Below are 16,035 nucleotides of genomic sequence, written 5' to 3' on the forward strand. Positions count from 1 at the left end.
TCACTCATCTATTTGACGTGTTTCTGTTCAGTTTTCAATGTTCAGGCCACTCGGCTCTCGCTGAGTGCTCACTTATATTATCATCACCTCTCCTCTTTGTAAAGCATTTTTGTCTAATTTTTTTAAAAAATCTCTCAGATCTCCATTTTGGGCTATTTAGAAGCAAAAAACCTATGGGTTTACCATAGGTTTAAGCACTGCGTCTTCTACGTCTTTCATTTTCTCTACGATCACGTCTAGAAATCTTTCTATAGCGATCAGTATAGCTTTTGACTGTACAGTGAATACGTTTATTGCTTTTTACAACAGCATTTGTAAATCCAGCAGCATCGACAGGGAAATATTTATGTCTTCTTTTTTCCATGTCATAAATTTCGATTGCATGTGGTCTTGTAACAAGGTCAGCTAATCTTGGCACTGGATCAGTTACAATTTCTGCCTTCATGAGATCAAGATGTTTATCCTTAAACCATCTCTTCTTAGAAATGATTTCCTTTTTCTCAATCACATATAGATATGGTCTGCATCCTACAAAGTAGAAAGTCATGATTGCTGCAAAAATAAGCAAAACAATTGCCTGTTTCATTTCTAGATTGAAACTAGCCATTGCAGCTGCATCTGCATTCTTGCTCATATACAAAGCATCACTGATAAATAGCAATGTATGCCAGAATGTATATAGAAGAACCATCCCCAATGTTAAGCCTACAGCCAAATTTCTTCTAGGTTTAAATTCTTGTCTATCCATAATACTTCTCACTTTCCTTTTTACAATTATACATAAATCAAATAGTCATTACAAATTGTTTTGTAAACGTTTTCGCTCGTTATTAATTAAAAAGCGATGGATCATAGATGTGATCCATCGCATGGCAAGCATGTGATTTACATCATCATGCAATTTTCAAAATTAATCTACAGCGTCCTGTTTGTTCTGCTGTCTTTCGTAGATTAATACGAAAGGTAAGTAGATTACAAATGATACTGCAAATACTAATAACTGTGAAACTGCACCCATTATTCTAGCACCAGTTGCCACGTATCCGAAGATTACTGGAGGCATTGTCCATGGTACTTCAAGTACGATCTTAGGACAGAATCCAGTTTTTACTAAGATCCAACCAATGAAGATACATACGATTGGAGCTAAGATGAATGGAATATCTAAGATTGGGTTCAATACAAGTGGAATACCAAATGTCATAGTTTCATTGATGTTGAATAAACCTGGAACTAAAGAGATACCTGCGATAGTTCTGTTTTCTTCACGTCTACCAAATACGAAGATAGCTGCTACTAAACCAAGAGTAACACCTGAACCTCCCCATTCAGCGAACATCTGTAACATTGTTAAGTTCATAACATATGGGATTTCTGACTGTGAAGCTTTTGGTTTAGCTGTGATTACAGCAGTGTTAGCATATAGTAAAGGTCTGAAGATTGGTTCCTTAACGGCTGCTAACATGTTGTTACCATGGATACCAACACACCAGAATAACATAATGACTAAGTACATGAACATAACAGCTACGATGTTATCACCGATAATAGACTGCATTGGAGCCTGTACCATGTTATAGATAAATGCGTTAACTTCTGCACCAGTAGCTAGCTGACATACTAAACCGATTGCACCAATTACGATAGAAGCTAAGCAAGTAGGAATTAATACTTCGAATGCTTTAGCGACCCCTGGTGGTACCTGTTCTGGCATCTTGATCTTTAAATGATCATTCTTACGGAAAATGTTATAAATTTCCATACCGACGATAGCTACAATTAAACCAGTGAATAAACCAGTTGCAGCAGTATAATTGCTTAAAATACCCTGATATGAGAAGTTATCAATAGTGATTGTCTGATTGCTCCCAATAGAATCACCTGCTGGTAAACTCTTAGCAGCGCTAGCGATAGCACCCTTAACACCTGCAGTATTGAATAAATCAGCTAATTTAATACTGATTGTATTACCTTTAGTAGATGTTAAGCTAGTAGATAAGTCACCAGCTGCGAAAGAAGTTGGAGTAACCATTAACCAAAGGATAAATCCTAAGACTGCAGGATAAGCTCCTGTTTCACCATTAGCTTCAGCAATTTCAGAAGCTACAAGCATAGTAACACCAATTGTGATACATGAGATAGTTGCATATTGTAATGCAGTAAAGATTGGGTTAAGTACGCTAAGAGCCATGATTGGTTTCCAAAGCTTACCTAAACCTGTCTGGTCATTGACTAATACATTAGTCCACAATACACCAACAGCACCAGAAATAGTTGCTGGCATATAGTTCTGGAACGCGTTCTTGATTGCGCCAAGATATTTATTTTGGCCTGCCCAAGCACCGGCACGTCCCATGACATCAGCAAAACCGTCCATATTTTTTCCTCCCTATTAAAATATTTTCGACACCTTAAGTATATGTGTAAGCGCTTGAAAAGTCAATCTCAACTTTTTTCATAAACACCCCATTTTTAAATAATTTCCACAAAAATGACAAAAAAAGCCGATTTAAAGGGAAGTTTTATTTTCACATTCTGAAAACGGTTTCTTTATCAGAAACCGTTTTTTCTTATATTCTGTAGTTGTTTAGTGGAATATCATCCAAATTATACCTTACAAAATGGTGATTCTCATAGATTAAGAACCCCTTTTCTCCCTCTTTTGGTAAGGCGATTGAGGATGGGTTGAGCTTGTAGTAGTCCCCCTCTTTTTCAAAGACAGGGACATGGAAATGACCATAAAGGTAAACATCGCCTTTATGAAGTGGTGGGAAGTTATCTTTATTATAAAGATGACCATGCGTAATAAAGAATGTAAGATCATCTATATTATAAAGAAGATAGTCACTTCTCATTGGGAATTCTAGAACCATCTGATCCACTTCTGCATCACAGTTTCCTCTTACTGCAATAATCTCATCTTTATATTGATTAAGAAGAGTGATGCATTTTTTAGGATTATAGCCTTCAGGTAAATCATTGCGTGGTCCATGATAGAGGATATCACCCAAAATAATTAATTGATTACAGTGATGTTTATTATATAAAGATATAACCTGCTTAAGATCATCATATGATCCATGAATATCTGAAATAATCATGATTTTCTTCATAAGTACACCTATCCTTTCATTATTAAGCCTACCGGGCAATGGTCACTGCCCATGATATCATTATAGATCAGGCTATCTTCTAATTGATTTTTAAGTCTTTCACTGACAATAAAGTAATCAATACGCCATCCAGCATTTCTTTCTCTGGCCTTGAACATATAGCTCCACCATGAATAGGCTCCTTCTTTATCAGGATAGAAGTATCTGAATGTGTCAATATAGCCATGTGATAATAAAGTTGTCATCTTCTCTCTTTCTTCATCAGAGAAGCCTGCGTTCTTATGATTGCTTTGTGGATTCTTTAGATCAATTTCTTTATGAGCAACATTAAGATCTCCACATAAAATGACAGGTTTCTTTTGATCTAGTTCATCAATATAAGCCAGGAAGTCCTCTTCCCACTTCATTCGATAATCTAATCTAGCAAGTTCTTTTTGACTATTGGGTGTATAGCATCCAATAAAATAGAACTGTTCATATTCTAGGGTAATCAGTCTTCCCTCTTGATCATGTTCTTCTATCCCCATGCCATAAGAAACAGATAGTGGTTCTTCTTTTGTAAAGATTGCCACTCCACTATATCCTTTTTTTACAGCACTATTATAGTAGGCATGATAAGTTGGGAAATCTAAAGCAATCTGGTCTACTTGTGCTTTTGTTTCCTGTATCGCAAAAATATCCGCATTGCTTTCTTCAAAAAACTCTTCAAATCCTTTTTTAACGGCAGCTCTTATACCGTTAACATTCCAAGAAATAAGTTTCATAGTTCCTCCTTGTAAAAAACAGGAAGCATTTATGCTCCCTGTTCCTCAATTGCGTATCGCACGATTGTTTTTAGTTTTTCTTCAGGTACCTTTTCTTCATCCTTCAGATAAATTTCATGATGGAATCCTGTGAGCTTCATATTCTGAATTGTAATGTACTCCATAATCTTTATTGTATCATTGATTTCAGTATTATAAGCACCTTTATGCAATGTCTGTACACATTCACCCTCTTTAAATTTCTTGAGGTAGACATCTACAATATATGGATTATCCTTCTTATTAGCTGTTTCCTGTTTAATTGCTTCAAACGTCTGTTCATCTAAAAGCTTAGGTTGTGCCATCATTAAGGTAAAACGAATCATCTTTTTTCTAGTGACATCAAACTGTGAATTGTCATAAGTATCCCATAAGCCTTCTAAAGGAGAAATAAGATAAATCAAGTCTTTTTCTCTCTTAAAATACTCTCTGATTTCCTGAGATAATATTTTAAGTGCGTGCTTTTTTAATCTAAATTCTTCTACTTTAGGGTTCCCAATGCCATCAATCATAATAAAATTGAATTCAGGGACATCTACAATATCAATACGTTTTGTTGTCGCATCATAGACTTTCTTATATTCTTTACGAATACCTTCTTTCAAAGAAACGCCCCCCTTACTTAATACAAATATATTATATAGCTCTTTTTTTATAAAAGCTAGATTTTTAGGAAAACTAGATATATTTTCTTATAATATCGAGATATTATAAGATTCTGATTGTTTTGATTACTACATCTTCAACAGGGCAATCCTGCCATCCTGTTTTTACGTTCGCAATTCTATCTACTACATCTAATCCTTCTGTCACTTTACCGAATGCTGCGTATTCTCCATCTAGATGTGGTGCATCAGCATGCATGATAAAGAACTGAGAAGAAGCTGAATCAGGAACCATTGTTCTTGCCATAGATAAAACACCTCTAGTGTGCTTTAAATCATTCTTTACACCATTAGAAGCGAATTCACCTTTAATAGCACCTGTTTCTTTATTTCTTTTTGATGTATCATATCCACCACCCTGGATCATAAATCCTTTAATGACACGGTGGAAAATTAAACCATCATAAAAATGGTTATTGCAAAGCTTAACAAAATTTTCAACTGTGATAGGGGCAACTTCTGGATAAAGTTCACCTTTCATGATGCCTCCATCTTCCATAACGATTTCAAATGTCTTTGTTTCCATAACCTTACTCCTTATTTTTATTTTTATGTTTCAGATATAACTTTAAGCCTACGACGCATAATACTACAACAAAACATGCAATAATTACAATAGCAATATGGTTCATTTGTTCAAAATGATAAGCTAAAACGACTGTCGCAAGCATCGCTGCAATGTTCATTCCCCCTGAAATCATGAGGTTTGACTGGGTAATAAAATATAATGAACACGCATTTAATACAAATAATCCTATTAATAATGCTACTCCTGTGTAGTCCATATAAGGCGCCTCCTTAAAAACACACCCTATTGTAACATGCTTTTTTGTCTATTTCACCCTTTTCTTTTGAAAGCGTTTTCTTTTAAAAATAAACGTGTTAAAATGTAGTCATGAAGTTTCAAAACATAATGTAAAGGAGATGATATCATGAGAAACTATCACTCCAACGAAATGGGAACAGTTGCGGTTCTTGGTCACTCTGGAAGTGGGAAAACAAGCGTAATTGAGTCCATGGCTTATCGTAGTGGTCAGATAGGCCGTGTTGGTACTATTAAAGAAGGGAATACTTTATCAGATTATGATCAGGAAGAAATAAGAAGACAGTCTTCCTTATCATTAAGTGTTATTCCAGTTGAATGGAATAACTGTAAGGTCAATCTCCTCGATACACCGGGTGCCTTTGATTTCAATGGTGAAATCGAAGCTGCTTTAGCTGTAGCTGAGAGTGCATTGATCGTTGTTCCAGCTACAAAAGGCTTGACCACAGGAACGAAACAGGCAATGTATAAAGCGCATGATAAGGCGCGTATCATTTATATCAACGGCATCGATTATCCGAATGCTGATTATTCCGAAAAGCTAAAAGAGCTTCAGGAAACATACGGTCGTATCATTGCACCTATTCAGGTGCCAATCATGGAAAATAATAAGATGATTGGTTATGTCAATGTCGCAAAGATGGAAGGTAGAATCTTTGAAGGCACACAGACTAAAGCATGTCCTATTCCTGAAGGAATGGATGATCTTATTGAACCTGTTAAAGCAATGATTGATGAAGCGGTTGCCAATACGAGTGACGAACTGCTTGAAAAATATTTAAATGAAGAACCATTTACAAAAGAAGAGATTTCTCTTGCATTAAGACAGGGTGTTGTCAATAAGTCATTGATTCCTGTACTATGTGGGACTAATCAAATTGGTATTTCAATCATCCTTAATTCAATGGTTGCATTCTTCAGTGCTAGTGGGGATATGAGCAATTCATATATTATCCATAATAATTTAACTGATGAAGATGAAATCGTTGGATTTGATGAAAAGCTTCCTCCTGCATGCCAGGTTTTCAAGACTTACTCTGATCCATTTATTGGTCGTATTTCTTTAGTAAAAGTACTTACTGGTACTTTAAGACCTAATACAACGATGATTAATCAGCGTTCTAAAGGTGAAGAAAAGATTGGTAAGCTTTATATCATGCAAGGAAAGAATACCATTGAAGTAGATGAACTTAATGCTGGTGATATTGGTGCCATCATGAAACTTGATCATACGAAGACAAATGATGTATTATCTTCGCCTCAATTCCCAATTGGAGTACAGCCAATCAAGTTCTCACAGCCATATTATGGCAAGGCATTAAAACCAGTTGGAAAGACAAATGAAGATAAGATTTCTGCTTCTCTTGCAAGATTCTTAGAAGAAGATCCTTGCTTAAGATTTGAGACTAATCCTGAAACAAAGCAGCAGGTACTTTATGGTTTAGGTGATATTCACTTAGATTCAGTGATTTCTCGTCTTAAGAATAAATATAAAGTAGATGTAGAATTAAGTGATGTTATTATCCCTTATCGTGAAACAATCAAGGGAGAAGTCACTCAGCGTACTAAATATAAGAAACAATCTGGTGGTCATGGTCAATATGGTGATGTAGAAATTATCTTTGAACCATCTCATGACTATGACAAGCCATTTGTATTTGAAGAAAAGGTATTTGGTGGCGCTGTTCCAAAGAGCTACTTCCCTGCTGTAGAAAAAGGATTAATTGAAGCTACAAAACATGGGGTATTAGCTGGCTATCCTGTTCTTGGCGTTAAGGCTACATTGGTAGATGGTAGCTACCATTCAGTAGATTCAAGTGAACAGGCCTTCAAGACAGCTACACAGATGTGCTTTAAGGAAGGTATTCCTAAAGCTAAGCCAGTACTTCTTGAACCTTATGTCACTATGAATGTTTTCATTCCAGATGAATTCATGGGTGATATCATGTCACACTTCAATAAACATCGTGCTCGTGTAATCGGTCAGGAAATTCTTGATGATAATCTTGTAAAGATTACTGCTGAAGCACCACAGAATGAAATCATGAACTACGCGATTGACTTACGTTCAATAACACAAGGACAAGGATTCTTTGATCAGAGCTTCCTTGATTATGAATTCATGAATGAACAGCTTCAAGAAAGAGTTATTGCTCAAAAGAATAAAGAATAAAAAACTGCGAAGGATATTTCCTTCGCAGTTTTACTACTTTGCAAGTTTTTTTGCTTCTATCTTGAAGACTTTCATTAAAATGGGTGAACAGATAAGATAGAAGAAAAAGTTTCCTCCGGCATGTAATGTGTCAAAAGTTAAGCCTGCAATCCAATAAGGAAGAAACAATCCCCACCCGCCATAACAGAGCTGTTCAAATGATACGACAAAGCCAAAGACGTATCCCATCAGGGATGAAAAGATGGCCATAAAAAGTAATGGTGGTGATTTTTTCTTTAGTAGGAACAATCGTTTCACTGCTTCACTCAATAGACAGATCACAACCCAGGCGAGAATCTGGAATACCGTCCACAATCCCATTCCTAAGAATACATTTGAAACAATTGTTGTGACGAAAGTGAGCTTTATGCCAAATGAAAGGCCAAAAAGCAGCACAGAAATGATAATAATTGAAGTTACCGGCTTTATATTAGGTAAAAACTGAAGGTATATGCGGGAAGTAATATTCAATGCCGCTAAAATACCAATGAGCGCTATTTCCTTGGCTGGTGGAAACTTAATTGTAGTTGACATAACGCCACTCCAAGTGATCTTTAGCTTTAAGCTTATAAACAGCAGAACTTACATTTGGCAGTTTGCCATTTACACGATAAGTCCACCCTGAAGCAGGACCATACTGTTTTTCTCTTAATCCATTGATTGTTGTGACATAAACAAACTTACCAAAACCATTCTTTTTTATTGAAAGATTTGACTTCTGAAGTAATGTATAGGCTGTATCTCCTTTTACAAACTTTACTTTCTTGTTTGTAAATGTTTTTCTTACGCCTACTGCTTTAAAATAAACGAAGTCTTTAATTTTTAAACGACATTTATATGTCTTCTTTTTAAGCTTTAAAGAAATAGTTGTTTTACCAGCTTTCTTTCCAGTAACCCTGAATGATGTCTTAGATAGACGTCTAACGCTCGCATACCCTTTCGCATAGGCAATAGAGACTTTCTTTTTAGTATTCTTTAACGATAATGTAAATGATGATCCAATAAAAATTGTTTTTGATTGACTAGAAATACCCGCACTTTTTGCATGAACAGGTGTTATTAATGTGAGTACTATTCCAATGACAACAATTAATTTTTTCATGCTTTAAGCTTCACGCTCTTTTCTTTTGACCATTTACCATAGATGGTCTTTTTCTTTACTGTTTTATATGCTCTAACTTTTACCTGATATTTAGAACCAAGATCAAGTTTTTTTACTTTTTGAGATAAAGCTTTTGTTTTCTTATATCTCCATTTCTTAGAAGATGCTTTCTTATAAGCAATCTGGTATTTTACATTCCCTTTAGCTTTCTTTAGTTTTACTTTAAATAGTGTTCTATATACTTTAATAGATTTCACTTTCACTTTGCTTGGATGAATTGTGTAGTTTACCTTTACAGTTCCACTGTAGTCTCCGAATCCTTTGATGGTAGCTTTATAGATCCCGATAGCTTTACTCTTTTTAAGTGTTAACTTGTAATCTTTATTGTTAATTAAAGTCTTTCCATTGTAAGTCACTTTTACAGTTGGCTTTTTCACCTTGCCATTATAAACATAACTTTTCTTAGATAAAGTCACATTGCTTTTTGAAAGTTTACGAGCAGCTTTTGTTGCAAAATATTCTTTTCTTGCATCATTAATGACAGAACCAAATTTATATGTACCTAAGGCTCTAGCCCCACTTACTGTTGTATAAGGATCAGTTTCTCCATTAGAATAGTTGGATTTAAATGATCCATCTTTTAACTGATAGTTTAACAAGTAAGAAACAGACTTATTGTTTGTTGATAAGACTTCATTTTTATTATGAATAAACAACGCTTCTAATACAGCTGCAGATGTATCTGGGCTTCCACCCCATCCTGTATGATCAAAAGAACCATCTTCTTTTAATCCTGATTTTAAATATGTTACAGCTTTAGTCAACTGTGTACGATAAGCTGAAGCATCAGCTAATGATAATGCTTCATAAGCCCATCCTGTTGTAGAATCATCTTCCACAATTCCATTATAGACATAATAGAAAGCACCATTTTGTCTCTGTTTTGAAGCTAAATCATTTGAAACAATTTTCACCTTAGGTGAATTAACTGCTTCTAATGCCATTAATACATATATTTCATAATTAGGAGCAATTTCTTTTCCATCAAAGTAACCGTTGCTTGAAATTAATCCTTCTAATTTCTTCACGTAATTTTTTCCATAATAATTAGCAGGATCTTCCCCTAATAATGTTAAGGCGATAATACCCTTTGTTAAATTACCGCTCTGTTTGTCTTCATCATAGGTAGTATCCAAAGACTTTAAGCTTTCTTCATAATCCTTATCTAAAGTAAAAGGTGCATTTTCTGCTTCTAATCCAATTGATTCTACCGCAATGATTTCATCACTGCTTGATAAGACTTTCTGCTTCTTATAGAACGATTGCACTTTAGCAACCGCATTTAAGATCGCATTAACATTTTCTGCTGCCGCTACTTGTCTAAAAGATAGCGACAAAGTCAAGATAAGTGCTAATGCACATAAAATTCCCTTTTTCATTTATTTCTCCCCCTTATTTTTTATAAAAACAGAATCCGCATAATGAACTGTTTCCATCGCATCCTTGCAATAGGCATCAGCACCAATCTGATCAGCGTAGTCCTGAGTCATAACCGCACCACCTACGCATACGAGCGTATCTGGTTTCTTTTCTCTAAGCTGTCTTATTGTCTCTTCCATATTAACGACTGTCGTCGTCATAAGCGCACTTAAGCCTACTAGTCTGACATCATTCTTGATTGCTGTATCTACAATAACTTCTGGTGCGACATCTTTTCCTAAATCAATGATGTCATAGCCGTAGTTTTCTAGCATGACTTTAACGATGTTCTTTCCGATATCATGAACATCCCCTTTAACTGTCGCAAGAATGATTTTTCCTTTTGATTCTGTCTCCACACCTTTCATTGATTCTTTAATGACCGCAAATGCTGCTTTAGCAGCTTCTGCACTCATCAGTAATTGAGGCAAGAAGATTGAACCATTTTCAAATCCTTTTCCTACTTCATCAAGAGCAGGAATTAATTCTTCATTGATTAAAGTTAATCCATCTCTTTCCTTTAATCCCTCTTTAGTTGCTGCTGCCGCATTTTTTTCAAGTCCTCTTTTAACACTGTCAAATAGACTCATTTCGCTGACAGCTTTCTTCACTGTTTCAGTCTTTACATCCGCATAAGCTGAAATGTATTCATTAAAGTTTTCATCCTGATTAGTCAAAGCATTATAAGCACGGTAGCTGTTCATCATATCTTGAGCATTAGGATTGATAATTGCACATGATAAACCATCATGCATTGCCATTGTTAAGAAATGACTATTGATAATCTTTCTTTGTGGCAATCCAAATGAAATATTGGATACACCTAGAATAGAATGACCATGAAGTTCATCTCTAATACGACGTAATGTTTCTAATGTAACTAATGCAGAAGATGAATCTGATGAAACGGTCATCGCTAATCCATCGATGACGATATCATCTTTAGAGATGCCATATTTTTCTGCTTCTTTATAGATCTTCTTGGCAATCTCAATACGTTTTTCAGATGTTTCTGGTATTCCTGATTCATCAAGTGGTAAAGCGACCACAACTGCACCATATTTTGCAACTATTGGGAAAACATGATCCATGATTTCCTGCTTCCCGTTAACTGAATTAAGCATTGCTTTCCCATTATATAATCTTAAGCTTCTTTCCATTGCTTCAAAGTCACCAGTATCAATCTGTAATGGCAAGGCTGTTACTGATTGAAGCTGACTCATCACTTCTACCAATGTATCTGCTTCATTGATTTCAGGTAAGCCAACATTGACATCTAGAATATGAGCTCCTGCATCTTCCTGCTGAAGACCTTGAGATAAAATATAATTGATATCATGATTCTTTAAGGCTTCCTTGAATTTCTTTTTCCCCGTTGGGTTAATACGTTCACCAATGATCACTGGTTTTTTTCCAATCTCTACTGATTGAGAAAAAGAAGTCACAACACTATGATGCTTTTTCACCGGAGGATGGAAAGGCTTAGTCTTGCACATGTCTACAAGTCCCTTGATATATTCAGGCGTTGTACCACAACAACCACCTAATACCGCTACTTCAAGATCCGCAATTTCTGACATGTAGCCAACAAACTCTTCACTTGTCATATCATAATAATTATGGCCATCCTTGCTTTTTGGAAGTCCAGCATTAGGATTGACAATAATTGGTAATGATGAACTGTTGATCATTCTTTTAATAAAAGGAATCATCTGCTTAGGTCCAAGTGAACAGTTCACTCCAATCGCATCTACTTTTAATCCTTCTAATAAAGCAACAACCGATTCTGGTGTTCCTCCTGTCAACAGTTTTCCTTTTTCATCAAATGTTACAGTGACACAAACTGGCAGATCACATGATTCCTTAGCAGCTAAAACAGCAGCTTTGGCTTCATAGGCATCGGTCATTGTTTCAATGAGGATGAGATCTACTCCTATTTCAAGAGCATAGCCAATGACTTCTTTATAAAGATTAACTGCCTTTTCAAAAGGAAGATCTCCCAATGGTTCTAATAGTTTTCCCGTTGGACCAAGATCCAATGCGATGTAGCCATCTTCTTCACGATGTGCTTCTTTTCTCGCCTTTTTTGCAAGACGAACTGCACTTTGTACAATTTCTTTTAAATTATCAGGAAAACGTAGAGCGTTAGCACCAAAAGTATTCGCGTTAACGACATCACTGCCTGCTTCAAAATATTCTCTATTGATTCTTAGAATCTTTTCAGGATGCTCAAGATTCCAATATTCAGGTTTTTCTCCAGCTTTTAGTCCCCATTCTTGTAAGATGGAACCAAAACCGCCATCCCAGAATAGCCACTCTTTTCCTAATCGTTCTTTAAAACTCATGATTACTCCTTCCTTGATGGACAATCCAGCTTATCACATGCTTTACAGCCAGACACTGATTTTTGTGGATGATCAGTTATCCCAATAAAAGCTGTAACGCTCTTTGATGGCACCATCAATAGTGATTCTGTTAAATGAATGCCTATTTCACTCATCTTTAATAGACGTTCAAAATCTTTTTGTAACTCAAGTGATGTATCCCCATATCCAGGTGAGAAGCGAGGCTTTAGATACAAGTGTTCTTCTTTTGCTTGTTCTTTTAATTTATCATTCAAATCATCGCATACACATTCAACCATCTCTGCTCCTGTTGCCTGATAAATAGCCGCTTTGGCCATATTGGTGATTTCTACACGTCTGATCATCTGATCTACACCAATACCAACAGTAGCAGCGAAGAGATAGACTTCATTGCAGCCTTCTAAGTTTTTAGATAGGGCTTTACTATTGATGGACATTCCTTCGATAAGAATCGTATCATCTACTCTTTTAACAGGAAATCTCTTATAAACAAACTGGGGATTAATGACTTTCTTGAGCTCATCTATACATTGATCAATAAGTTCATCCGTATGCTCATTGATTTCCATATCTTTTCTATAGCCGAGATATCTTAAAATCTCAGACTTGCGTATTGGTTTCATTATTTTAAGATCTCCGATACATTGTTCATGATACCTTCAGCGACATCTGGGTTATTCATTGTATAAACGTGAATATGTTTTACCCCATTGGCAATAAGATCAATAATCTGTTCTGAGGCATAAATGATCCCTGCCTGTTTCATTGCTTTTTCATTATCTCCAAAAGTATCTACCATTGAGAAGAAACGTGAAGGCACTGAACTTCCTGATAACTGAATAGCACGTTTTACTTGTTCTTTTCTTGTAATAGGCATAATACCAGCTACAATTGGCACTTCAATTCCTGCTTCTCTTGCACGATAAAGGAAATTATAGAAGATGCTATTGTCAAAGAACATCTGAGTAGTCAAGAAATCACAGCCTGCTTCTACTTTCTTTTTTAAATAGTAGATATCTTCATCCTTGTTCTTTGCTTCAGGATGACCTTCTGGATAACAGGCTCCCCCAATACAGAATTCAGGATTATATTCCTTGATTTCCTTAATCAATTCAGACGCATGTTCATAATCATGAGGGACTTCTGTTTCAGGAAGATCCCCTCTTAATGCCATGATATTCTTAATACCATTGGCTTCAAAAGATTCAAGCATTTCATGGACTTTCTCTTTTGTAGAAGAAACACAAGTCAAGTGGGCTAATACATCCACTCCTTCTTTTTCCTGTATTTCCTTGGCAATATTTACTGTATACTGGCTTGTTCCCCCTCCAGCTCCATAAGTGACTGACATAAACTCTGGGTGTAATCTTGCGATTTCTTTTGCCTTATTGGCAACTGCTTCAAAGTTTTTTGAGTATTTATTGGGAAAAACTTCAAATGATAAAGTAACTTTCCCCTGATTTAAGCGATCTATTATTTTCATACCTTTTACCTTCCTAACGAATTTTATTATAAAGCATGATTATCAAAATGATGTTATATTAATTATAACACATTAACCATAGCTATAGACTATAACTAAAAAAGCCACATAGCTGTGGCTTTTCTTTATTATTTTACTTGTATATCTAGATTTAATAAATGCAGAGGATTAAAGAGGCATATCCATTTATTGTGATACAAGTTTTTACCTGTATATAATGACATACATATTATAAATACAAGTACACCAGCAATAAGATTAGAGACTATTTCTTCCATATAGAATTCGTAGATCTTATTTATTAGAATCTCCTTTCTTAGCTTCTTTTAAAATCTTATTTGTATGTCTTGATTTAAAGAAGACATAGACAAGAAGTATTGGAGATACATATCCATTTAATGTGGTCCATGGTTTCTTTTCTGTATACAACGCCATACATATAATAATTAAGAATGTAAACGAAATAATATTGAAGATTATTTCTGACATAAAAAATTCATAGATTTTTTTCATAAATATCATCTTTTTCTTTCTTTTAACTATTAATATTATACCCCATATACTCAATAAGTTTAAAAAATTGAAGCTTTTAAAAAAATTTACTTATTAAATACAAAACAAACAAGAAAAAAATCCTATAGAAGTCATTCTAGTGGTTAATCTATGAGTTGTTTATACGTTTTATTACTTCTCTTAATTTTTCCTTAAACATATATATTACATTTTATATAGTCATGAATTTAAAAAGAAGTTCATTAAGAACTTCTATTTATGATATGTTTCATTTTTCATGATTTTAAATGCTCTATAGATTTGTTCACATAATAACAATCTTGCTAACTGATGAGGGAAAGTCATTTCTGACATACTGATCTTAAAATCAGCTCTTTCATAGATTTCTTCACTATGTCCAAGTGAACCACCTAATACAAATACAATTGTTGAACATCCACTGATCATTTTCTGTTCAATATGTTTAGAAAAAGCAACAGAGTCCATTTGTTGGCTTGCAACATCCAATAGGATCATATAGTCATTCTGTTTTACTTTATCTAAGATCTTTCTTCCTTCTTTAGCCTTCACCATAATTTCTTGAGCAAGTGATGCATTTTTAGGAATGGGTTCATCATCTACTTCAATCATTTCTACTTTCGTATAGGCTCCTAATCTTTTAACATATTCCTTAATGCCTTCTTTAAGATACTTTTCTTTCAATTTCCCTACACTGATAATCTTAATGTTCATATTTACCTCCTGAGACAACATCAACTTGGCTTGCAACCTTGATATTGTTCCTATCAAATGACATATGCTTTTCATCAAAGACCTCATAATATGTCTTTAATGCCAACTCTTTGGTATTGGCTTCCTGTGAAAGATGGGCAAGCACAATCTCTTTTGTATCTTCCCCGATGACTTCACACATAAGTCTAGCACTATATTCATTACACAAATGTCCTTCATCGCCAAGAATTCTATTCTTGAGATATAGTGGTCTTCTTGTATTCATCAGCATTTCGATATCATGATTTGCTTCGATAATATAGTAATTAAGATTACCAATCAGTTCTCTATTTTTCACTGATACAAAGCCTGTATCTGTCATATAAAGAAGAGATTCATCACCTCTTATTACAAATCCCACAGTGTTGGTTGCATCATGGGATAACGGAAGAACTTCTACACTTAACTGATTGAAATGATAAGTCTGAAATGGTTCTAGAATATGTTCTTCATCCATAGTCTCTATATTTCCTCTTGCACTGTAGACAATCTTTTCATCAAAGATATGAATATTCTTTGAATGATCATAGTGATCATGTGTCAAGAATACATAAGTAATATCTGATTCATTAAATCCTACTTCATTTAATCTGTACAATAACTGCTTTCTTGAAATGCCACAGTCAATAAGTATTCCTGTACCATTTTCATATACAAAAGTGGCATTTCCTTTTGAGCCACTTGCTAAAACGTGAAATTCCATAC

General features: G+C 34.9%; 17 protein-coding genes. 1 reads left to right on the plus strand and 16 read right to left on the minus strand.

Annotation, left to right across the window (positions count from 1 at the left end):
* Positions 1-190: 190 nt before the first annotated feature.
* From J6L95_RS06950 to J6L95_RS06980, 7 genes are all read right to left on the minus strand, one after another.
* Positions 191-748, minus strand: coding sequence for a hypothetical protein (locus tag J6L95_RS06950; RefSeq protein ID WP_031589849.1), 558 nt, complete (start codon positions 746-748; stop codon positions 191-193).
* Between the two features lie 162 nt (positions 749-910).
* Positions 911-2,377 carry a PTS sugar transporter subunit IIC gene (locus J6L95_RS06955; protein ID WP_287458574.1) on the minus strand — a complete coding sequence of 489 codons (1,467 nt, stop codon included), beginning with the start codon at positions 2,375-2,377 and terminating at the stop codon, positions 911-913.
* A 193-nt stretch (positions 2,378-2,570) separates the two neighbouring features.
* On the minus strand, positions 2,571-3,113 hold the full coding sequence (gene yfcE / locus J6L95_RS06960) for a phosphodiesterase (protein ID WP_287458575.1): 543 nt from the start codon (positions 3,111-3,113) through the stop codon (positions 2,571-2,573).
* 8 nt (positions 3,114-3,121) lie between these two features.
* Positions 3,122-3,877 carry an exodeoxyribonuclease III gene (gene xth, locus J6L95_RS06965; protein WP_029071566.1) on the minus strand — a complete coding sequence of 252 codons (756 nt, stop codon included), beginning with the start codon at positions 3,875-3,877 and terminating at the stop codon, positions 3,122-3,124.
* Between the two features lie 29 nt (positions 3,878-3,906).
* Positions 3,907-4,521, minus strand: a complete 615-nt coding sequence (locus J6L95_RS06970; protein ID WP_029071565.1) for a GyrI-like domain-containing protein — start codon at positions 4,519-4,521, stop codon at positions 3,907-3,909.
* 103 nt (positions 4,522-4,624) lie between these two features.
* Entirely contained in the window at positions 4,625-5,107 is a 483-nt protein-coding gene (locus J6L95_RS06975) for a peptidylprolyl isomerase (RefSeq protein ID WP_029071564.1), read from the minus strand.
* A gap of 4 nt (positions 5,108-5,111) precedes the next feature.
* On the minus strand, positions 5,112-5,366 hold the full coding sequence (locus J6L95_RS06980; protein WP_029071563.1) for a hypothetical protein: 255 nt from the start codon (positions 5,364-5,366) through the stop codon (positions 5,112-5,114).
* 147 nt (positions 5,367-5,513) lie between these two features.
* Here J6L95_RS06980 and J6L95_RS06985 point away from each other — a divergent pair, with 147 nt between their 5' ends.
* Entirely contained in the window at positions 5,514-7,577 is a 2,064-nt protein-coding gene (locus tag J6L95_RS06985; RefSeq protein ID WP_287458576.1) for an elongation factor G, read from the plus strand.
* A 33-nt stretch (positions 7,578-7,610) separates the two neighbouring features.
* Here the strand turns inward: J6L95_RS06985 and J6L95_RS06990 are convergent, their stop codons facing one another.
* From J6L95_RS06990 to J6L95_RS07030, 9 genes are all read right to left on the minus strand, one after another.
* On the minus strand, positions 7,611-8,150 hold the full coding sequence (locus J6L95_RS06990; RefSeq protein ID WP_029071561.1) for a hypothetical protein: 540 nt from the start codon (positions 8,148-8,150) through the stop codon (positions 7,611-7,613).
* Positions 8,134-8,718: a DUF4430 domain-containing protein gene (locus tag J6L95_RS06995; RefSeq protein ID WP_287458577.1), complete on the minus strand. Its 585-nt coding sequence runs from the start codon at positions 8,716-8,718 to the stop codon at positions 8,134-8,136. The genes J6L95_RS06990 and J6L95_RS06995 overlap by 17 nt, the downstream gene beginning before the upstream one ends.
* Positions 8,715-10,157, minus strand: coding sequence for a prenyltransferase/squalene oxidase repeat-containing protein (locus tag J6L95_RS07000; protein ID WP_287458578.1), 1,443 nt, complete (start codon positions 10,155-10,157; stop codon positions 8,715-8,717). The genes J6L95_RS06995 and J6L95_RS07000 overlap by 4 nt, the downstream gene beginning before the upstream one ends.
* Positions 10,158-12,542, minus strand: coding sequence for a homocysteine S-methyltransferase family protein (locus J6L95_RS07005; RefSeq protein ID WP_287458579.1), 2,385 nt, complete (start codon positions 12,540-12,542; stop codon positions 10,158-10,160).
* Positions 12,543-12,544: 2 nt separating this feature from the next.
* Complete coding sequence (locus tag J6L95_RS07010) at positions 12,545-13,186, minus strand: vitamin B12 dependent-methionine synthase activation domain-containing protein (RefSeq protein WP_029072771.1); 642 nt, start codon at positions 13,184-13,186, stop codon at positions 12,545-12,547.
* The gene (metF, locus tag J6L95_RS07015; RefSeq protein WP_074689220.1) at positions 13,186-14,046 is read right to left on the minus strand and encodes a methylenetetrahydrofolate reductase [NAD(P)H]; all 861 of its coding nucleotides are present in this window, start codon (positions 14,044-14,046) and stop codon (positions 13,186-13,188) included. Before metF ends, J6L95_RS07010 begins: the two co-directional genes overlap by 1 nt.
* Positions 14,047-14,340: 294 nt before the next feature.
* Positions 14,341-14,559 carry a hypothetical protein gene (locus J6L95_RS07020; RefSeq protein WP_029071555.1) on the minus strand — a complete coding sequence of 73 codons (219 nt, stop codon included), beginning with the start codon at positions 14,557-14,559 and terminating at the stop codon, positions 14,341-14,343.
* Between the two features lie 252 nt (positions 14,560-14,811).
* On the minus strand, positions 14,812-15,291 hold the full coding sequence (gene rlmH, locus J6L95_RS07025) for a 23S rRNA (pseudouridine(1915)-N(3))-methyltransferase RlmH (RefSeq protein WP_029071554.1): 480 nt from the start codon (positions 15,289-15,291) through the stop codon (positions 14,812-14,814).
* Positions 15,281-16,033 carry an MBL fold metallo-hydrolase gene (locus tag J6L95_RS07030; protein ID WP_287458580.1) on the minus strand — a complete coding sequence of 251 codons (753 nt, stop codon included), beginning with the start codon at positions 16,031-16,033 and terminating at the stop codon, positions 15,281-15,283. Before J6L95_RS07030 ends, rlmH begins: the two co-directional genes overlap by 11 nt.
* Between the last annotated feature and the right edge of the window lie 2 nt (positions 16,034-16,035).

Origin of the sequence: Kandleria sp. (assembly GCF_017934775.1) — a bacterium.
GTDB classification, from domain to species: Bacteria; Bacillota_I; Bacilli_A; order Erysipelotrichales; family Coprobacillaceae; genus Kandleria; species Kandleria vitulina.

Coding starts and splice junctions, on each gene's coding strand:
- rlmH (WP_029071554.1), bottom strand. CDS start 15,291: ATGAACATTAAGATTATCAGTGTAGGGAAATTGAAAGAAAAGTATCTT.
- J6L95_RS07000 (WP_287458578.1), bottom strand. CDS start 10,157: ATGAAAAAGGGAATTTTATGTGCATTAGCACTTATCTTGACTTTGTCG.
- yfcE (WP_287458575.1), bottom strand. CDS start 3,113: ATGAAGAAAATCATGATTATTTCAGATATTCATGGATCATATGATGAT.
- J6L95_RS06995 (WP_287458577.1), bottom strand. CDS start 8,718: ATGAAAAAATTAATTGTTGTCATTGGAATAGTACTCACATTAATAACA.
- metF (WP_074689220.1), bottom strand. CDS start 14,046: ATGAAAATAATAGATCGCTTAAATCAGGGGAAAGTTACTTTATCATTT.
- J6L95_RS06950 (WP_031589849.1), bottom strand. CDS start 748: ATGGATAGACAAGAATTTAAACCTAGAAGAAATTTGGCTGTAGGCTTA.
- J6L95_RS07005 (WP_287458579.1), bottom strand. CDS start 12,542: ATGAGTTTTAAAGAACGATTAGGAAAAGAGTGGCTATTCTGGGATGGC.
- J6L95_RS06955 (WP_287458574.1), bottom strand. CDS start 2,377: ATGGACGGTTTTGCTGATGTCATGGGACGTGCCGGTGCTTGGGCAGGC.
- J6L95_RS07030 (WP_287458580.1), bottom strand. CDS start 16,033: ATGGAATTTCACGTTTTAGCAAGTGGCTCAAAAGGAAATGCCACTTTT.
- J6L95_RS06990 (WP_029071561.1), bottom strand. CDS start 8,150: ATGTCAACTACAATTAAGTTTCCACCAGCCAAGGAAATAGCGCTCATT.
- J6L95_RS06975 (WP_029071564.1), bottom strand. CDS start 5,107: ATGGAAACAAAGACATTTGAAATCGTTATGGAAGATGGAGGCATCATG.
- J6L95_RS07010 (WP_029072771.1), bottom strand. CDS start 13,186: ATGAAACCAATACGCAAGTCTGAGATTTTAAGATATCTCGGCTATAGA.
- J6L95_RS07020 (WP_029071555.1), bottom strand. CDS start 14,559: ATGAAAAAAATCTATGAATTTTTTATGTCAGAAATAATCTTCAATATT.
- J6L95_RS06980 (WP_029071563.1), bottom strand. CDS start 5,366: ATGGACTACACAGGAGTAGCATTATTAATAGGATTATTTGTATTAAAT.
- J6L95_RS06985 (WP_287458576.1), top strand. CDS start 5,514: ATGAGAAACTATCACTCCAACGAAATGGGAACAGTTGCGGTTCTTGGT.
- xth (WP_029071566.1), bottom strand. CDS start 3,877: ATGAAACTTATTTCTTGGAATGTTAACGGTATAAGAGCTGCCGTTAAA.